The 16,735-nt window shown below is 71.9% G+C and carries 12 protein-coding genes; 5 read left to right on the forward strand and 7 right to left on the reverse strand.

Annotation, left to right across the window (positions count from 1 at the left end; translation table 11 throughout):
* Nucleotides 1-16: 16 nt before the first annotated feature.
* The gene (locus ACFY0I_RS12160; RefSeq protein WP_388893480.1) at nucleotides 17-832 is read right to left on the reverse strand and encodes a zf-HC2 domain-containing protein; all 816 of its coding nucleotides are present in this window, start codon (nucleotides 830-832) and stop codon (nucleotides 17-19) included.
* Nucleotides 829-1,332, reverse strand: coding sequence for an RNA polymerase sigma factor (locus ACFY0I_RS12165; RefSeq protein ID WP_388893482.1), 504 nt, complete (start codon nucleotides 1,330-1,332; stop codon nucleotides 829-831). The genes ACFY0I_RS12160 and ACFY0I_RS12165 overlap by 4 nt, the downstream gene beginning before the upstream one ends.
* 277 nt (nucleotides 1,333-1,609) lie before the next feature.
* Between ACFY0I_RS12165 and ACFY0I_RS12170 the strand changes: the two genes are divergently transcribed.
* The 5 genes from ACFY0I_RS12170 to ACFY0I_RS12190 all read left to right on the forward strand — a co-directional run bounded on the left by ACFY0I_RS12170 (nucleotide 1,610) and on the right by ACFY0I_RS12190 (nucleotide 11,344).
* Nucleotides 1,610-2,080, forward strand: coding sequence for a hypothetical protein (locus ACFY0I_RS12170; RefSeq protein WP_388893484.1), 471 nt, complete (start codon nucleotides 1,610-1,612; stop codon nucleotides 2,078-2,080).
* A gap of 80 nt (nucleotides 2,081-2,160) precedes the next feature.
* Nucleotides 2,161-2,649: a phospholipase gene (locus tag ACFY0I_RS12175; RefSeq protein WP_388893486.1), complete on the forward strand. Its 489-nt coding sequence runs from the start codon at nucleotides 2,161-2,163 to the stop codon at nucleotides 2,647-2,649.
* A 73-nt stretch (nucleotides 2,650-2,722) separates the two neighbouring features.
* Entirely contained in the window at nucleotides 2,723-3,661 is a 939-nt protein-coding gene (locus ACFY0I_RS12180; RefSeq protein WP_388893488.1) for an alpha/beta fold hydrolase, read from the forward strand.
* Between the two features lie 600 nt (nucleotides 3,662-4,261).
* The gene (locus ACFY0I_RS12185; protein ID WP_388893490.1) at nucleotides 4,262-8,827 is read left to right on the forward strand and encodes a HAMP domain-containing protein; all 4,566 of its coding nucleotides are present in this window, start codon (nucleotides 4,262-4,264) and stop codon (nucleotides 8,825-8,827) included.
* Nucleotides 8,828-8,869: 42 nt separating this feature from the next.
* The gene (locus ACFY0I_RS12190; protein ID WP_388893492.1) at nucleotides 8,870-11,344 is read left to right on the forward strand and encodes a SpoIIE family protein phosphatase; all 2,475 of its coding nucleotides are present in this window, start codon (nucleotides 8,870-8,872) and stop codon (nucleotides 11,342-11,344) included.
* Between the two features lie 55 nt (nucleotides 11,345-11,399).
* Here the strand turns inward: ACFY0I_RS12190 and ACFY0I_RS12195 are convergent, their stop codons facing one another.
* The 5 genes from ACFY0I_RS12195 to ACFY0I_RS12215 form a co-directional block, all read right to left on the reverse strand.
* Nucleotides 11,400-11,774 carry a VOC family protein gene (locus tag ACFY0I_RS12195; protein WP_388893494.1) on the reverse strand — a complete coding sequence of 125 codons (375 nt, stop codon included), beginning with the start codon at nucleotides 11,772-11,774 and terminating at the stop codon, nucleotides 11,400-11,402.
* A 28-nt stretch (nucleotides 11,775-11,802) separates the two neighbouring features.
* Nucleotides 11,803-13,809, reverse strand: a complete 2,007-nt coding sequence (locus tag ACFY0I_RS12200) for an ATP-binding protein (RefSeq protein ID WP_388893496.1) — start codon at nucleotides 13,807-13,809, stop codon at nucleotides 11,803-11,805.
* Nucleotides 13,810-14,070: 261 nt separating this feature from the next.
* Nucleotides 14,071-14,463 carry a nuclear transport factor 2 family protein gene (locus ACFY0I_RS12205; protein ID WP_388893498.1) on the reverse strand — a complete coding sequence of 131 codons (393 nt, stop codon included), beginning with the start codon at nucleotides 14,461-14,463 and terminating at the stop codon, nucleotides 14,071-14,073.
* Between the two features lie 48 nt (nucleotides 14,464-14,511).
* Complete coding sequence (locus tag ACFY0I_RS12210; protein ID WP_388893500.1) at nucleotides 14,512-15,753, reverse strand: cytochrome P450, cyclodipeptide synthase-associated; 1,242 nt, start codon at nucleotides 15,751-15,753, stop codon at nucleotides 14,512-14,514.
* Nucleotides 15,754-16,112: 359 nt separating this feature from the next.
* Nucleotides 16,113-16,664, reverse strand: a complete 552-nt coding sequence (locus ACFY0I_RS12215; protein WP_388893502.1) for a GNAT family N-acetyltransferase — start codon at nucleotides 16,662-16,664, stop codon at nucleotides 16,113-16,115.
* Nucleotides 16,665-16,735: the final 71 nt, after the last annotated feature.

Genomic DNA, 16,735 nt, shown 5'->3' on the forward strand with positions numbered 1-16,735 from the left:
GAAGGGGCGTACACGTTCAACGGTGGGCTCCCAGGTCGGCGTACGCGCCCCTGCGGGCGATCACGACGGCGACGCCGAGCGCGAGGAGCAATCCCCACACCGGCAACCCGTCCGCCTGCAGGGCGACCGCCGTACGGCTGGTGACCAGGGTCGGCGCCACCACCACCGCGACCCACGCGGCCACCAGGGCGACCGCGGCGCGGGTCACGCCGATCAGCGCGCCCAGGGCCAGCGTCATCGACGTGAAGGCCAGGCAGGGCAGCAGCCATTGGGCGGCCGACACCCCCGTGGACCAGCCTCCCGCCAGCAGCGCGGGGATCACCACGGCGAGCACGGAGGCGGTGCGCCGCAGCACCAGGTGCAGGCCCGCCCTGGGCGTGGACGCCGTCAACTCGTACGCCGGGTCCAGCCCGCGCGACCAGGAGGCGGCCACCCCGCCCACCGGCAGGACGGGCGCGAGCAGCAGCACCAGCGACACCCGGCCGGAGCCGGGTTCCATCAGGTCCAGCAGCAGCGCGAGCACGGTCACGGCCACGACCATGGCCAACCACGGCGTCATGGCGGGAGTCGTCCAGGTCCTCAGTCGTGCCCGGCGGCGCCGCGGCGGCGCGGGGACGGCCGAGGCCAGCCGGGGCGCGAGATCGGACCAGACGGCTTCGGTCAGCGCGAGCACGGCGGGCGCCTGCGTCGTGACGGCGGCCGACAGCCGGTCACGGCAGACCGGGCACCCCTCCAAGTGGGCCTCCAGGGCCCACACCTCGTCCACGGCGAGACGCGTGTCGCCGCGCGCGTACCCGTCGATGAGCCGTGCCGACGCGTGTTCCCCGGTCATGCCAGCGCCTCCCGCATCGCGATCCGGGCCCTGCGGGCGCGGGTCTTGACCGTTCCCTCGGGCAGTCCGAGCAGAACGGATGTCTCCCGGACGGACAGTCCGTCGAGCACCATGGCCTGCAACACCTCTCTGAGTTCCGGAGCCAGGCGCCGCAGCGCGTCCCCGACGTCACCGCCCACGGTGGCCAGCAGCGCCTCCTCCTCGGCGGCGGGTGCCACGGCGAGCGGGGCGTAGGCGAGCGGTGGTTGCGCGTGGTGGGCCCGGCGCCGGAACGCGTCGACGAGCCGACGGGCCGCGATCGTCCACAGCCATCCCACGGCCGTTCCCCCGGTCCTGCTCCCGGCGAAGGAGCCCGCGGCCCGCCACACCGCCAGGTACGTCTCCTGCATGACCTCGGCGACGATCTGCTGATCGTCGCAACGGCGCCGCAGTCGTACCGCCAGCCACGGCGACGTGCGCCGGTACAACTCCTCGAAGGCGGCCCGGTCGCCCCGGGCCACGCGTCGGAGGAGGCGCTCCTCGTCACATTCCTGCGGCGCTGCCGCCCACACTCGTTTCACACCTGCTAGACGTACGTCCGGGGCGGAGGGTTTTCCCCGGGGGGTGATCCGGGTCACACCCCGGAGGTAGGGGGTGGAGTGCGCCGCCGACCCGCCCGAAAGTATGACAACGCGATCGACGGTGCGGCTCTTTGTCCTCCTTTGAGTGAAAGACCCCCCGGGGCCCTGCACTTCGTACCCCGGAACCCGCCATGGTCTTCCCAGACGAAACGGACTCATGGACGGGAACGGGACATTGCACCTGAGGCGCACCGGAACGATCCTGGGCGCGGCCGCGCTCACCCTGCTCACCCTGCCGGCCGAAGCCCACGCGGCGGCCATCGCCTGCGGCGGCGGAGTATCCACCGGCCGGGTGGCCATCAACGGCTGCATCAGCGCCCAACGGGGCTCAGCCGGTCGGTTCCCCACGCGGGAGATCACGGCACACATCAAGGCGCGCAACACGGGCACGAAGGCGGTGAACGTCGCCTACGAGGCGTTCTTCCGCGTCGTCGACGGTGGCCACTGGGAGAAGCTCGGCAGTGGTCGCACCCACGTCCGGGCGGGCGAGGCCATCGGGCCCGTCGAGGTGGGCAGCTCGACCCGCGTGTGCGGCCCCGTCCGGGTCGAGATCCGCGTGCACGCCCGCGCCGACGGCGCCGCCTGGAGCGGCTGGTCACCCGCGGCCACGAAGCAGTGCCAGACCTGAGCGTTCGAGACATCGGGGGCTCCCGGACTCGTGCGCATCGGCGCCGGGGGCTCCCGGCGCACCGTTCCCGGAGGATCCCGTTGCGTCGTCAGCTCACCGCCGTGACCGCCGCCGTGGCGGCCGGCGTCGTCGCCCTGGCCACATCGGCCGCCGCCGCCCCGGCCGACAAGCCCCAGGTCCTGAGCGGCTGGACGCAGATCAGCGCCGCCGCTCACAACTCCTGGGTCGCCGCCCGCGGCGACCGGGCCGCCTGGTCGGCCTACGGCTTCGACTGGTCGACCGACTACTGCTCGTCCTCCCCGGACAACCCGTTGGGCTTCCCGTTCCGGATGTCCTGCGCCCGACACGACTTCGGCTACCGCAACTACAAGGCGGCAGGGGCGTTCAGCGCCAACAAGGCGCGGCTCGACGACGCCTTCCACGCCGACCTGAAGCGGGTCTGCGCCGCCTACTCGGGAGCCGGTCGCACCTCGTGCGACTCGACCGCCTGGACCTACTACCAGGCCGTCAAGGTCTTCGGGAAGTCCGCCGCCGCGGACAACGGGGCCGTCGCCCGACCCGGCGGGTAACGCGCACCACCGATCGTGAGACCCCGCCCGGCGCCCGGAGGCGGCCGGGCCCGGCGCGGGGGACGATGGGCACATGCGATGGCGTGCGCGTGGTGCGCTGGCGGCCGCGGCGGGTGCCCTCCTCCTGGCGGCGGCAACGCCCGGGCCCGATGGCGGGGACGCCGGTCGGTCGGTGGACATCGGCGGCGGACGGAGCCTCCACCTGCAATGTTCGGGTTCCGGGAGCCCCACCGTCGTGCTGCTGTCCGGCCTCCACGAGTCGGCCGACCCGTGGTCGCTGACCGACACCACCCCGCCCGTGCCGAAAACCCCCGCCGTGCTGCCCGGCGTCGCCGCGTTCACCCGGGTGTGCACGTACGACCGGCCCGGCACCCTCCGCTACACCCAGCCACCCACGCTCACCAACCGCAGCACGCCGGTACGGGGAACCCGGGCGCTGCCCGACATGGTCGGCGACCTGGACCGGGTGCTGAGCGCCGGCCGGGTACCGGGCCCCTACCTGCTGGTGGGGCACTCCTTCGGCGGGATGCTGGCCCTGCGGTACGCGCAGGAGCACCCCGACCGGACGCGCGGGCTGGTCCTGGTGGACGCCCTGGGGCCCGGGCTGAAGCCGGCGATGGGGGCGGACTGGGCGGCGTACGTCGCATCGCTGCGACACCCCGGTACGTCCTTCGACGGCGACCCGGACTTCGAACAGGTCGACATCGACGGCGGGGTCGACGCCATCGACCGGGGCGGCCCGCTACCACCGGTCCCGGTCGCGGTGCTCAGCAAGACGGCACCCTTCGCGGCGCCGGCCGCCATGGACAAGGGTCTGCTCGCCACACTCGAAACGGCCTGGCCCAAGGCCCAGCAGGCATTGGTGGGCCTGCGGCCGCAGACCCCGCACCTGCTGGCGACCGGCAGCGACCACTACGTCCAGCTCCACGACCCGGACCTCACGATCGCGGCGATCCGCCTGGTCGCCGACCGCGCCGCGACCCTGCCCGCACCGAAACCGACCACCGGCTGATCGCCGACGGCCGGTTTCGGTGTGGCCGGCCCGGTCGTGGTACCCCCGGGGCCGCGGTCGTCGTACGTACCGGACCGCTGTCGTAGGACTCCGGAGCCCGGGGGCGACGCTGGAGCGTCGTCGCCGGGGGCTTGTCGGTTCCCCGGTGCCCGCGTCGAGGGGCTGAGGAGTGTCCGAGCGCCGTGCGGAGCCGGGCGGCAGAGCGCGGTACGACCGGACCCGGTCGCGAGGCCGGGGGGGAAGGGCCCCGCGACCCAGGTCCGCTGCGAGAGGTTCCCCGTGCTCCGGAACGTCCCGTGTCCTCGCGTGTATCCACCGCGGCCGATCCCAAACGGTCGCCGACGCGGCTGTTTTGGGGGCGCTTGCCCGCCACGTCCCGGGCCCTTCCGATCGAGCCCCGATACCCGAGGGTGCTCGCCGCCGCCCGGTGGTTCGCGGGCCGGCTCGGCGCCCACCCGGCGGATCCGGGGCACGGTGGGCCGGCGGCGGTGCGGAGTTAACAGGACTGTGCTTCGGAGCTCGCGCGGGGTGTGGTGGACTTGTCCCCGGCCCGCCGGAGGATCGCGGCGCGGCCCAAGGGCAGACTGAGATGGGGCAGGGATGAGCAAGCCGGCGGAAACACGCGCGGGTGCTGGGGCGACGGGGGCGGTGGGGGAGCCGGAACTGCGTCAGCTCCTCGCCGGGCTGACGGCGGTGCGCGACGGTGATTTCGGTACCCGGCTGCCGGACGAGGCCGATGGCCTCCTCGGGGAGATCGCAACGGTCTTCAACGGGATGGTCGACCAACTGTCCCTGTTCACCTCGGAGGTGACGCGTGTCGCCCGGGAGGTCGGCACGGAGGGGACCCTGGGCGGTCAGGCCGTCGTGCCCGGGGTGTCGGGTACCTGGGCCGATCTGACGGACTCCGTCAACGCGATGGCCGGCAACCTGACCACCCAGGTGCGCGACATCGCCCAGGTGGCCACGGCGGTGGCGCGCGGTGACCTGTCGCAGAAGATCGACGTCGCGGCCCGGGGGGAGATCCTGGAGCTGAAGGACACCGTCAACACGATGGTCGACCAGCTGTCCTCCTTCGCCGACGAGGTCACCCGCGTGGCCCGCGAGGTCGGCAGCGAGGGACGCCTCGGCGGCCAGGCCGAGGTCCCCGGCGTCGCCGGCGTGTGGCGCGACCTCACCGATTCCGTGAACTTCATGGCCGGCAACCTCACCGACCAGGTCCGCAACATCGCCCAGGTGACCACGGCGGTCGCCCAGGGCGACCTGTCCCAGAAGATCGCCGTCGACGCGCGCGGCGAGATCCTGGAGCTCAAGAACACCATCAACACGATGGTCGACCAGTTGTCCGCGTTCGCGGGAGAAGTCACCCGCATGGCCCGCGAGGTCGGAACCGAGGGCATCCTCGGCGGTCAGGCCGACGTGAAGGGCGTCTCGGGCACCTGGCGGGACCTGACCGACTCCGTGAACTTCATGGCCGGGAACCTGACCTCGCAGGTGCGTTCCATCGCCCAGGTCGCCACCGCGGTGGCGCAGGGCGACCTGTCGCAGAAGGTCCGGGTGAACGCGCGCGGCGAGATCCTGGAACTGAAGACCACCATCAACACGATGGTCGACCAACTGTCGGCGTTCGCCGACGAGGTCACCCGCGTGGCCCGCGAGGTGGGCACGGACGGACGGCTCGGCGGTCAGGCCGACGTGAAGGGCGTCTCGGGCACCTGGCGGGACCTGACCGACTCCGTCAACTTCATGGCCGACAACCTGACGGCGCAGGTCCGCTCGATCGCGGAGGTCACCACCGCGGTCGCGCAGGGCGACCTGTCGCAGAAGATCCGCGTCGACGCGCGCGGCGAGATCCTGGAGCTGAAGGAGACCATCAACACGATGGTCGACCAGCTGTCGGCGTTCGCCGACGAGGTCACCCGCGTGGCCCGCGAGGTCGGCACCGAAGGCAACCTGGGCGGTCAGGCCACGGTGCGGGGGGTCTCGGGAACCTGGAAGGACCTCACCGACAACGTCAACGTCATGGCCTCGAACCTGACCGGCCAGGTCCGTTCCATCGCCCAGGTCGCCACCGCCGTCGCGCGCGGCGACCTGTCGCAGAAGATCACCGTCGAGGCCAAGGGCGAGGTCGCCGCACTGGCCGGGGTGATCAACACGATGGTCGACACGCTGTCGGCGTTCGCCGACGAGGTCACCCGCGTGGCGCGCGAGGTCGGCACCGAGGGCCGACTCGGCGGACAGGCCCGGGTACCCAACGTCGCCGGCACCTGGAAGGACCTCACCGACAACGTCAACTCCATGGCGAACAACCTCACCGGCCAGGTCCGCAACATCGCGCTGGTGACCACCGCCGTCGCCAACGGGGACCTCTCCAAGAAGATCGACGTGGACGCCCGCGGCGAGATCCTGGAACTGAAGACCACCATCAACACGATGGTCGACCAGCTGTCCTCCTTCGCAGCCGAGGTCACCCGCGTGGCGCGCGAGGTCGGCAGCGAAGGCCGCCTCGGCGGTCAGGCCGAGGTCGAGGGCGTCTCGGGGACGTGGAAGCGGCTCACCGAGAACGTCAACGAACTCGCCGGAAACCTCACCCAGCAGGTCCGCGCCATCGCCGAGGTCGCCAGCGCCGTCGCGGAGGGCGACCTCACCCGGTCCATCACCGTCGACGCCTCCGGCGAGGTCGCCGAACTCAAGGACAACATCAACTCGATGGTCGGCTCGCTGCGCGAGACCACCCGGGCCAACCAGGAACAGGACTGGCTCAAGTCCAACCTGGCGCAGATCTCCGGCCTGATGCAGGGACACCGGGACCTGGCGGTCGTCGCCGAGCTCGTCATGGACGAGCTGACCCCCCTCGTCGACGCCAGCTACGGCGCCTTCTACCTCGGCGAAGAGGCCGACGGACAGGCGTGGCTCACCCTGATCGGCTCCTACGGCCGGCCCGCCGACAGCCTCCAGCGGGTCAAGCACGGCGAAACCCTGGTGGGGCAGGCCGCGCGCAGCCGCCGCATCCTCGCCACCGACAACGTGCCGCCCGGCTACCTGATCTCCTCCGGGCTGGGCGCCGCCGCCCCCGCCAACCTCATCGTCCTGCCGATCCTCGTCGAGGACCAGGTGCTCGGCGTCATCGAGCTGGCCTCCTTCAGCCCGTTCACGCCCGTGCACCGCGACTTCCTCGGCCGCCTGATGGAGACCGTCGGCGTCAACGTCAGCACGATCGTCGCCAACGCCCGCACGGACGAACTCCTCGGCGAGTCCCAGCGCCTCACCGGCGAGCTCCAGGCCCGCTCCGAGCAGCTCCAGGTCCAGCAGGACGAACTGCAACGCTCGAACGCCGAGCTGGAGGAGAAGGCCGCCCTCCTCGCCACCCAGAACCGCGACATCGAGACGAAGAACCTGGAGATCGAGCAGGCCCGCCAGGAACTGGAGGACCGGGCCCAGCAGCTGTCCCTGGCCTCCAAGTACAAGTCGGAGTTCCTGGCCAACATGAGCCACGAGCTGCGCACCCCGCTGAACAGCCTGTTGATCCTCGCCCAGCTCCTGTCGCAGAACCCGAGCCGCAACCTCACCCCCAAGCAGGTCGAGTACGCGGGCATCATCCACTCCGCCGGCTCCGACCTCCTCCAGCTCATCAACGACATCCTCGACCTGTCCAAGGTCGAGGCCGGGAAGATGGACATCAACCCCGAGCGGGTCTCGCTGAAGAAGCTGCTCGATTACGTCGAAGCCTCGTTCAGGCCCCTGACCAGCCAAAAGGGTCTCGACTTCGACATCACGACCGCGACGGGCGTCCCGGTGGACCTCCTCACCGACGACGCGCGCCTGCAACAGATCCTGCGCAACCTGCTCTCCAACGCGGTGAAGTTCACCGAACGCGGCCAGGTCCAGGTACGGATCGAACCCGCCTCCCCGGCGGAGGTCCCCGCGGAGCTCGCCCAGTCCGGATCCGTAGTGGCCTTCCGGGTCATCGACACCGGCATCGGGATCGCGGAGCAGCAGCTGGAAGTCATCTTCGCCGCGTTCCAGCAGGCGGACGGCACCACCAGCCGCAAGTACGGCGGCACCGGCCTCGGCCTGTCCATCACCCGGGAGATCGCCCGCCTCCTCGGCGGCGCGGTGACCGCCCACAGCATCCCGGGCGAAGGCTCCACCTTCACCCTCTACCTTCCCGTCTCACGCCCCGACCTCGCCGATCGCGAGACGGCCGCCCCGGCCCTGGAAGCGTCCGACGGCGACCCCGGCGAACAGCACGGCGACAGCGCCCCGACCGAGGACGCCCGCCACCCCCGACGCCTCCTGGTGATCGAACAGCGCAGCAACGGCCTCCTGAGCCTCGTCGCCGAGAGCGCCGCGGCCGACCTGACCGCCGGCCGCGCGACCGCGGGTCCGGCCGACCAACCCGTGGTCGTCACCGCCGTCACCGCCGCGGACGCGGCCGACGTCCTGGCGCAGTCACCGTTCCACTGCGTGGTCCTCGAACTCGACCCCGACGGCGAAGCCATGCGCTTCCTCCAGGACCTCGCGGGTGACACGGCCCTCGCCTCCATGCCGGTCCTCGCCCACGACAACCGCCGCATGACGCGCGCGCAGCAGGAGGAGATCGCGCTGCGCGCCACCACCCAGCCGCTCGAAGTGCTCTCCAGCCTCGACGAGCTGCGCGAACGCATCGCCCTGCACCTGTTCGCGGAACGCCCCGGAGACGTCCTGCCCCTCGTACGCCTCGACGCCGACCTCCCCGCACCCGAGCACCCCGTCGTGGACACCGGCCTGGCCGGACGCTCCGTCCTCGTCGTCGACGACGACCCCCGCAACCTGTACGCGATCAGCGGGATCCTCGAACTGCACGGCCTGCAGGTCCTCCACGCCGAGAACGGCCGCAAGGGCATCGAGACGCTGACCAGCACCCCGGGGATCGACCTGATCCTCATGGACGTGATGATGCCGGAACTGGACGGCTACGCGGCCACGACGGAGATCAGGCGCATGCCCCGGTACGCCGACCTGCCCATCATCTCCGTCACCGCCAAGGCCATGCCGGGGGACCGGGAGAAGAGCCTCGCCTCCGGGGCCAGCGACTACGTCACCAAGCCCGTCGACGCCAACGACCTCATCCTGCGCCTGCGCCGTTGGCTGCCCTCGCAAGGAACCCCGGACGCCCCCCGCGCCTGACCCCGCCACCCCAGTCCACGCCACGGAGAAACCCGACGCACGGTGAACACCACCCCCGACGAATCCCTCGCCCCCCAGCCGCACGACCGGACCGTCACGGACACCGCCGCCCCGGCGGTGCCCGGCACGCGCGCACCCCGACCACTGTCCGACGCCGAACCGCCGGCCCTGCCGTCCGGCGCCGAACCGCACGGGGCGGGACGACTCGCCGCCACCGTGGAGCGGCTGCGCCAGGAGGCGCTGGACGCCCAGTCGGCCGCCGAGGGACGAGCCCTGGTCGAGATGGCCAAGGGCATCCTGGTGGGACGCCTGGGGTGCGGCCCCACCGAAGCCTCCCGGCAGCTGACCACGCTGGCCGAACAGTCCGGCACCACCGTCCTCGCGCTGGCCGTCGACATCATCAACCAGTCAGCCCGCGACCGGGTCAGCGAAATAGCGCAGCACTTCCTGGAAACCGCCGTCGGGATCCCCGCACCCGACACCACGGCGCCGGCCGTACGGCTGCGCACGGCCGAAAGCAGCGTGCTCGCCGCCGGCGACGCACAAGCCGTGGCCACCGCCCTGCTGGAGAACGCGCTGCGCCCCCTTGGCGCCCACGGCGTCGCGATCTGGATCGCCGCGGCCGACTCCTCCCTGACCCTGGTCGGCCAAGCCGGCTTCACCCAGGAGGACGCCGCCCGCTGGCGGTACGTACCGCCCGAGGTCGCCACCTGCGCCCGTCTGGCGCTGACCAACCGCGACCTCACGGTCGTCACCAGCCTGTCCGAGGCCGGCATCCCCACCATCGGCCGCCGGCCGCACCCCGACGGGGGACGCGTCATGGTCCCCTCCGGCACCGGCGGACGCATCCACGGCGTCCTGGAGATCGCCTGGCCCCAGGCCCTGCCCCCACAGCCCCCGCAGGTCCTGCGCCAGCTGGAGGCCCTGGCCGAGCTGTGCGCCCACACCCTGGAGGAGCAGTCACCCCACCCGGCCGGCACCGCCGGTGACGCCCCCCACCCCGGAGCCGTCGCCGAACTCACCGACCTCACCGACCACCTCCACGACCCCGCCCTCGTCCTCACCCCCGCCCTCGACGACGACGGCCGCCTCGCGGACTTCCGCATCCACCACACCAACAGCCGCTTCGTCGACCCCGCCGGGCGACCCCGGTCCCTCGTCACCGGAGCCCGCTTCCTGGAGGCGTACCCGGCCGCCGCCGAGGGCGGCGGCCTCTTCGACACGCTGGAGCGGGTCTACGCCACCGGGGAAGCCTGCCAGGTCCTCAGTACGGCCCTGACCGCGTTCGTCGGCGACGTCCCCCTGACGACCGTCGCCGACGTGGGCATCAGCCGGCACGGTGCGGCGCTCCTGCTCATCTGGAAGATCGAGGACGAGACCGCACGACTGGCCAGCCTGCTGCAACACGCCCAACGGCTGGGCAGAGTCGGCGGCTTCGAGCAGAACGTGACCACCGGGAAGACCACCTGGAACGGTCAGCTCTTCACCCTCTTCGGCCTCCCCCTCACAGCCTCCCCCGTGGCCCTCGAAGACCTCGCCGCCCACGCGCACCCCCACGACGTCAACTCCATCGGCCGGTTCCTGCGCACCCTCCTGCACCGCCAACGCGAGTCATCCGTCGACTTCCGTCTCCTGCGCCCGGACGGCATCACCCGCCACATCCGCATGGTGGCCGAGCCCGTGTTGAACGACCGCGGCCGGCTCCACGCGATCCGGGGCGCCTGCCAGGACGTCTCGTCCCAGCACTGGACCGAGGTGGCCCTCGCCGCCACGCGCGATCAACTCGCCGACAGCGAAGCCGAATCCGCCGACCGCAACCGGCTCGCCCTCCAGCTCCAGCACGCGATCATGCCGCCCGCCCCCGCCCCCCTGGAGGTACCGGGACTGCGCATCGCCGTCCGCTACCGACCCGCGGAAACCGAGGCGTTCGTCGGCGGCGACTGGTACGACTCCGTCGTCCTGCCCGACAACAAGGTCCTCCTCAGCGTCGGAGACGTCGCGGGCCACGGCGTCCAGGCCGCCACCGGCATGGTCGTCCTGCGCAACGCCCTGCGCGGCCTCGCCGTCACCGGGGCCGGCCCCGCGCAACTGCTCACCTGGCTCAACAGCGTCGCCTTCCACCTCACCAGCCACCTCACCGCCACCGCCGTCTGCGGCATCTTCGACCCCGAGACCCGCACCCTGCGATGGGCCCGCGCGGGCCACCTGCCACCCGTCCTGGTCCGCGGCACCCGGGCGAAGGCCTTCCCCCTCACCGGGGGCATGCTCCTCGGAGCGTTGCCCGAGCCGACCTTCGTGGAAGAAGAAGTACAACTCCAGGCGGACGACGTCCTGCTCATGTACACCGACGGCCTCGTCGAACGCCGCGACATCGCGGTCACGGACTCGCTGTCCCAGCTGCTCACCGTCGCGTCCCGAACTGCGGACTCCCTGGAGAAGCGGCTCGACAACATGCTGACCCACACCGCCTCCGACACCGACGACGACACCTGCCTCATCGGAATCGAGGTGCACTGACCGGCCGCCGCCGGGCGGCAGACCGGGGCTGCGTGGCGGGGCGGCGGTCAGGGCCTCAACGGCCCGGAAGGAACAGGCAGAAGGGATGGCCGTGCGGGTCCCGCAGGACGCGCACGCCGTCCTGCGGCTGATGCTCCGCCGGCGTCGCGCCCAGGGCGAGGGCGCGCTCGGTCTCCGCCTCCAGGTCGTCGACCTGAAGGTCCAGGTGGGCCTGCATCTGCTGGGTACCGGGCCGCTGCGGCCACACCGGGGGAGCGTGGTCGACCTCCAGCTGGAAACTGAGGCCGGGGCGCTCCCGTTCCGGGGAGCGCAGCCGAACCCGGTGCGGCTCTCGTTCGACCTCCTCCCAGCCCAGCAGGGCCCGGTAGAAGTCGGCAAGTGCGGGTGGGTCGGGAGTGCCGATGACGAAGGCGCCGAGCATCGTGGTCATGCCCCGACCCTGCCCGGGGAACCGCCCGCTACGCACCCCCCGAGCCGTGCAGCTCCCGCTGCCACAGGGCCTCGCAGAGCAGGTCCAGGCCCTGGCGCAGGTGGCGCCGGTAGGTGCCGTACGGAAGCCCCAGGCGACGGGCCGCCGCCTCCTGGGTGGGCGCCCCGGAGAAGTGGCCCGCGGCCAGGGCCTCGCGGGCGCGCACCCCGCGCGGGTCGCGCGCGAGGTCGTCGACGGCCTCGCGCAGCAGGGTGCGCAACGCGGCGACGGGCTCGTCGAAGTCGGCCGCGAGCCGGGTCCGCAGCAGGGCGCAGGCGGCGAAGCCGCTCGCATCGCGCCAGTGCGCCAAGGCCTCGCGCACGGCTTGGTCGAACGCGTTGCGCGAGAGCGGCGACGGCCCGGACCGGACGGGGACGTCGCTCATGTCGGTGGCCGATATGAACCGCTGGAGCCACGTCTCCACGGGTGTCCGACGCCAGTCGACCCCGAACACCCCGTACGTGTGGGCACCGACCCGCGGGCGCGCCCCGGTGTCGGTGAGGGTGCCCTTGACGCGCTCGCCCCAGGTCTCGGCGTCCTGGTACACGGCGAAACCGTACGCCCGGCCCCGGGCCCTGGCCGCCTCCGCCTGGGCCCGGGAACTGCTCAGGTCGATGACCCGCGAGGGAACCTGATACTTCTCGGGGTAGATCGTGAAACGGCTCACGCCGATGTGTTCGCCGTCCCTCACCGGATCGGTGGCATCCGTGTACCGCCAGGCGGCGGCGACGACCGGGTCGGTGGCCAGGTCCTGCGGGTCGGGAGGGGAGGGCAGGGCCAGGCGCGCGGTGAAAGCCACGATCCGGCCCGTGCTCACCAAGCGGTAGACGCTGAAGGCCCGCGGCTGGCGCTGCGCCCAGTACCGGACCAGTTCCGCGGAGGCGGGCCCTTCGGTCTCCTCGGCCATGCCCAGTACGAGCTCGAGGTCGTCCGGGTGCAGCGGACGGTCGTGCACCTCGTCCTCGCGTGACCAGGTGCGGAGCCGCGCCAGGGTCTCGCCCTCCCGGAAGAGGTAGAAGAGCTCATCGGTGACCGTCCATCCCCGGTCCTCGGGCCCCTCGCGCAGGAGCCGCAGGTACTCGTCCGCCAAGCGCCGGCGCATCGTCTCGAACGCGTTGGGCGCACGCCAGCGCAGATCGGCGGCCAGCGTCTCGCGCGCGGCGTCGTGCGGGTGGAGCCCTCGGAGCGTGGACTCCATGAAGGGGAGGTCCCGCAGCCAGGAGAAGAGCAGATGGGCGTCCTCGGCGGGCAACACCGCGGCGAGTAGTTCCTCGGACGTCGAGTGCGCCTGCGCCGCCACCTCCAGCGCGCGGCGGTGCGCGGCCGTGGGCACCTCACCGATCAACCCCGCCAGCAGGGTGCGCAGGACGTCCGCGGACGGGGCCCAGATCTCCTCACTGCCGCAGCCGGCCGACCCCGTCGCCGCCGCGAGGGACAGGGCCAGCGGGTTGCCACCGGCGAAGCGGAGCACCCGGTCCCGTAGCTCGGGCCGGATCTGCGCCGCGACCAGCAGGTGCCTGGCCTGTTCCGTGGAGAACGGCTCCAGCTCGGTCACGTGCAGCAGCGTGGACCAGGCGGGGTCGGCGGTCCACTGCGGCTGCGGGGCGCGCCGTCCGGCCAGGACGACCAGCGCGTCGTCCGCGGCGCGGGGCAGGAAGTGGTGCCACAGCCAGCTCTCCAGCCACTGGCAGTGCTCGAAGGAGTCCACGAACAGGACCGTGCCCGGAACGTCGAGGAAGGGCCCGGCGGCACGCTCGAAATCGGCCGGGTCCCGGCTGACGAACCGGCCGTCGAGCTCGACGAGCAGCCGGCCCGCCGTACGCGCGTGGTCCGCCAGCCGCCGCAGCAGCGTCGACTTCCCGATACCGCCCGGCCCGCACACGTAGAACGCGAACGGCGCCCGCGGATCCCCGGCCAAAGCCTCCTGGAAGCGCCCGAGTTCCTCGTCCCGACCGACGAAGGCCCGCACGCGGGCCCTGCTCAGTCTTTCCCCCACGGACACCATGGCGGCCAACCCCCTTGATCCAGCGATTGAGGAGTGCACGCCCCGGCTCCGACGGCCGGGGCCGGGCAGCGCACTCGTGGGAATGAGGTGTGGCACCCGGCGCTCGGGAGGCCGATTCCGCCTCCGGGGCCGCTACTCCGGTGGAGATCGTAACGGAGCCGTCCCGCGCCGGGGTGCGGGGTGCGAAGCGCTGCTGCCCGGCAAATGCCGTGGTTCCATGCAGAGTTGGATGCCCAGAAAGGGCCGCCGGCCTCACTTGATGAGCCCGAGGTCCCGGTCGTCGGCATGGCCCTCGACGAGGAGAGTGGTCTCCTCGACACGCTGGAAGCGTCCGTCCGGAGCCAGCTGGGCGAAGAGGTACACCTCCGTGCGCGAGGTGCGCCCGTTGTGCAGGCTGATGGTGACGGTATGACGGTCGGCGTACTTCGGTCCGTCGCGGAGTTCCTCGTGGACCTCGATGCGTCCGCTGCGGACCAGGGAGCGCAGACGCGTCATGTGCTGGGTGAAGTCGGCCCGGTCGCTCCACACACCGTTGGTGCGCTGACGGTAGTCGGGGGTGAAGTGCCTGTCGATGGCCTCGGAGAGGTCGAGGCCCGGGGTGAACAGCAGGTCGTTGAGGGCTCGGGTGATGTCGGTGTGTGTCATCGCTGTCTTCGCCTGAGGGAGGAGGTGGGGTGGGGAGCGAGGGGGAGGTCAGTCGCGGGCGGTGGCGCCCGCACGGACGGGAGTGAAGTCCAGGGGCAGGGCGACGGGGCCCCGGGTGTAGAGGCCGGTCTCGCGGTACCGGAAGTCGGGGCTGAACCGGACCTCGTCGAGCAGGGGCAGGAGCATCGCGGCGACGGTTTCGATCTCGGCGCGAGCGAAGGCGGTACCGACGCACTGGTGCAGCCCGGTTCCGAAGGCCAGGTGCTGGGCGGCCGCGGTGAAGGAGCGCGCGGTGCCCAGGTCGGGGCGGTGGATGTCGAAGGTGTCCGGGGCCGTGAAGGCGTCGGGGTCACGGTTCGCCGCGCCGATCATGCAGAACACGGTGGCACCCGCCGGGACGGTCCCACCGGCGAACACGGCGTCCTCCTGAGCCTGGCGGGGAATGAGCTGGACCGGCGGGGTGTAGCGCAGGGTCTCGGCGATCGCGGCGGGCAGCAGCTCCGGATCCCGACGAACCCGGGCCAACTGCTCGGGGTGGTCTATGAGGTGCTTGAAGAGCAGGGCCAGGGTCTTGTCCGCGGGTTCGGTCGCCGCGGCCAGCACGTTGATGATCAGGGCGGTGACGTCACGGTTGCTCATGGCGATGCCGTCGAACTCGGCGGTGCACAGCTGCGATATCAGATCCTCGCCGGGATGGCGGCGCCGCTGCTCGATGACGGGGAGGAGGTAGGCCTCCAACTGTTCGGCGCAGTCCAGACAGTGCCGGCGGCGCGCGGGAGTGAGCGCCATGCTGGTGATGAACTCGGCGACCCCGCTGTGCCAGGCGGCCACCCGCTGCCCGTCCCTCTTGTCCAACCCGAGCACGTCGAGCGTCACATGGATGGCCAAGGGTTTACCGAAGTCGTTGACCAGGTCCATGCGACCGCGGGGGAGGAACGGAGCCATGAGCTCGGCGGCGTTGGAACGAATGGCGCGCATCTGGTGCCGGAGGGCCCGGCCGGTGAAGCTCCGTACGACGATCTTTCGCTTGGCGGTGTGCTCGGCCCCGGTCATCTGGGCGAGGACCGGCCCGCGCATCACCGGCTCGGCGCGCACCTGCAGGGTCTCGGTGGTGAACGCCTCGTGGTCGGTCAGCACCCGTTCGACGTCCTCGTAACGGGAGACGAAGTAGCTGTCGATGACGGGCTCGTGGTGCACCGGGGCCCGCCCCCTCAGCCGGGCGAACCAGCGGTAGGGGTCGGCGGCGAAGTCCTCGGACAGGACGCTGAATTCGGGACTGACCACGGGCATGGGAAACCTCTCGACGTGCGTGGTGCGTGGTGCACGGTGCGTGACAGGAGCAGGAGCAGGAGCAGGAGCAGGCGACGGGCGTCGGCAGCCGGGGCGAACCGGGCGGAATGGACCCCGGTGGGACAGTCCGTGGACCCACCCCCCGGCTGCATGACGCGCGAACCCCCGTACAGGTTGCTTCCGCTGCCACGTTGCGGGCCGGGGACGGCGAGGGCGACCGCTTCGACGTCCGGTCCCCGGACGATGACCGGGCTGCCGAACCTCAAGGTCTTCGCGGACGGGGGCGCGTGGGAGCACACGATCCCCGAGGCGCCGGGAATCCTGGCGGCGCGCGGGATCGAGTCCCGCCGAGGCCGTGCCTAGAACTCGGGAAGAGAAGGGTCGGGCGTCCAGGGAGCGGGAGCGGTGAGGGACCAACGTTCGTGGTCGCGCCAGGCCCCCTCGATGTAGAGGTAGGCGGGCGACAGGCCGTCATAGCCGAAACCCAGTCGCTGGATCAAGCACAAGGACGCCTTGTTGCCCGGCTGGATGTTGGCCTCCAGGCGGTGGAGCCGCAGGTCGGTGAAGGCGTACTCCAGGGCGAGGGTGAGCCCCTCGGTCAGGTAACCCCGGCCCGCGGACGGGGCGAAGGCCGCGTAGCCGAGCGACGCGCCCTGGTACCGGCCCCGGATGATCGAGTTGATGTTGACCAGGCCGGCAGCCGCACCGCCGTCGCGAACGCGGATCACGAAGCCCTCGTTGCCGCCGTCGTCGAAGCGGCTCATCCAGGTCCGGAACTGTGCGGCGGTCGCGGGTAGTTGCATCCACGGCGAGTGGAGCTCGGTGCTGGCTCTCACGAGCGCGCAGAACTCCTCCTCGTCGGCGAGGGTGAGCGGGCACAACTCGACTCGGGACGGCGGCGTATGGGGCATGGCGCGATGCTATGGCTTCCGAACGGACATCGCATGAGTGATTCGTCGGGAAGTGCTCGGGAAGTGGTCAG

This window comes from Streptomyces sp. NPDC001568, assembly GCF_042893755.1.
In the GTDB taxonomy this organism is placed as follows: domain Bacteria; phylum Actinomycetota; class Actinomycetes; order Streptomycetales; family Streptomycetaceae; genus Streptomyces.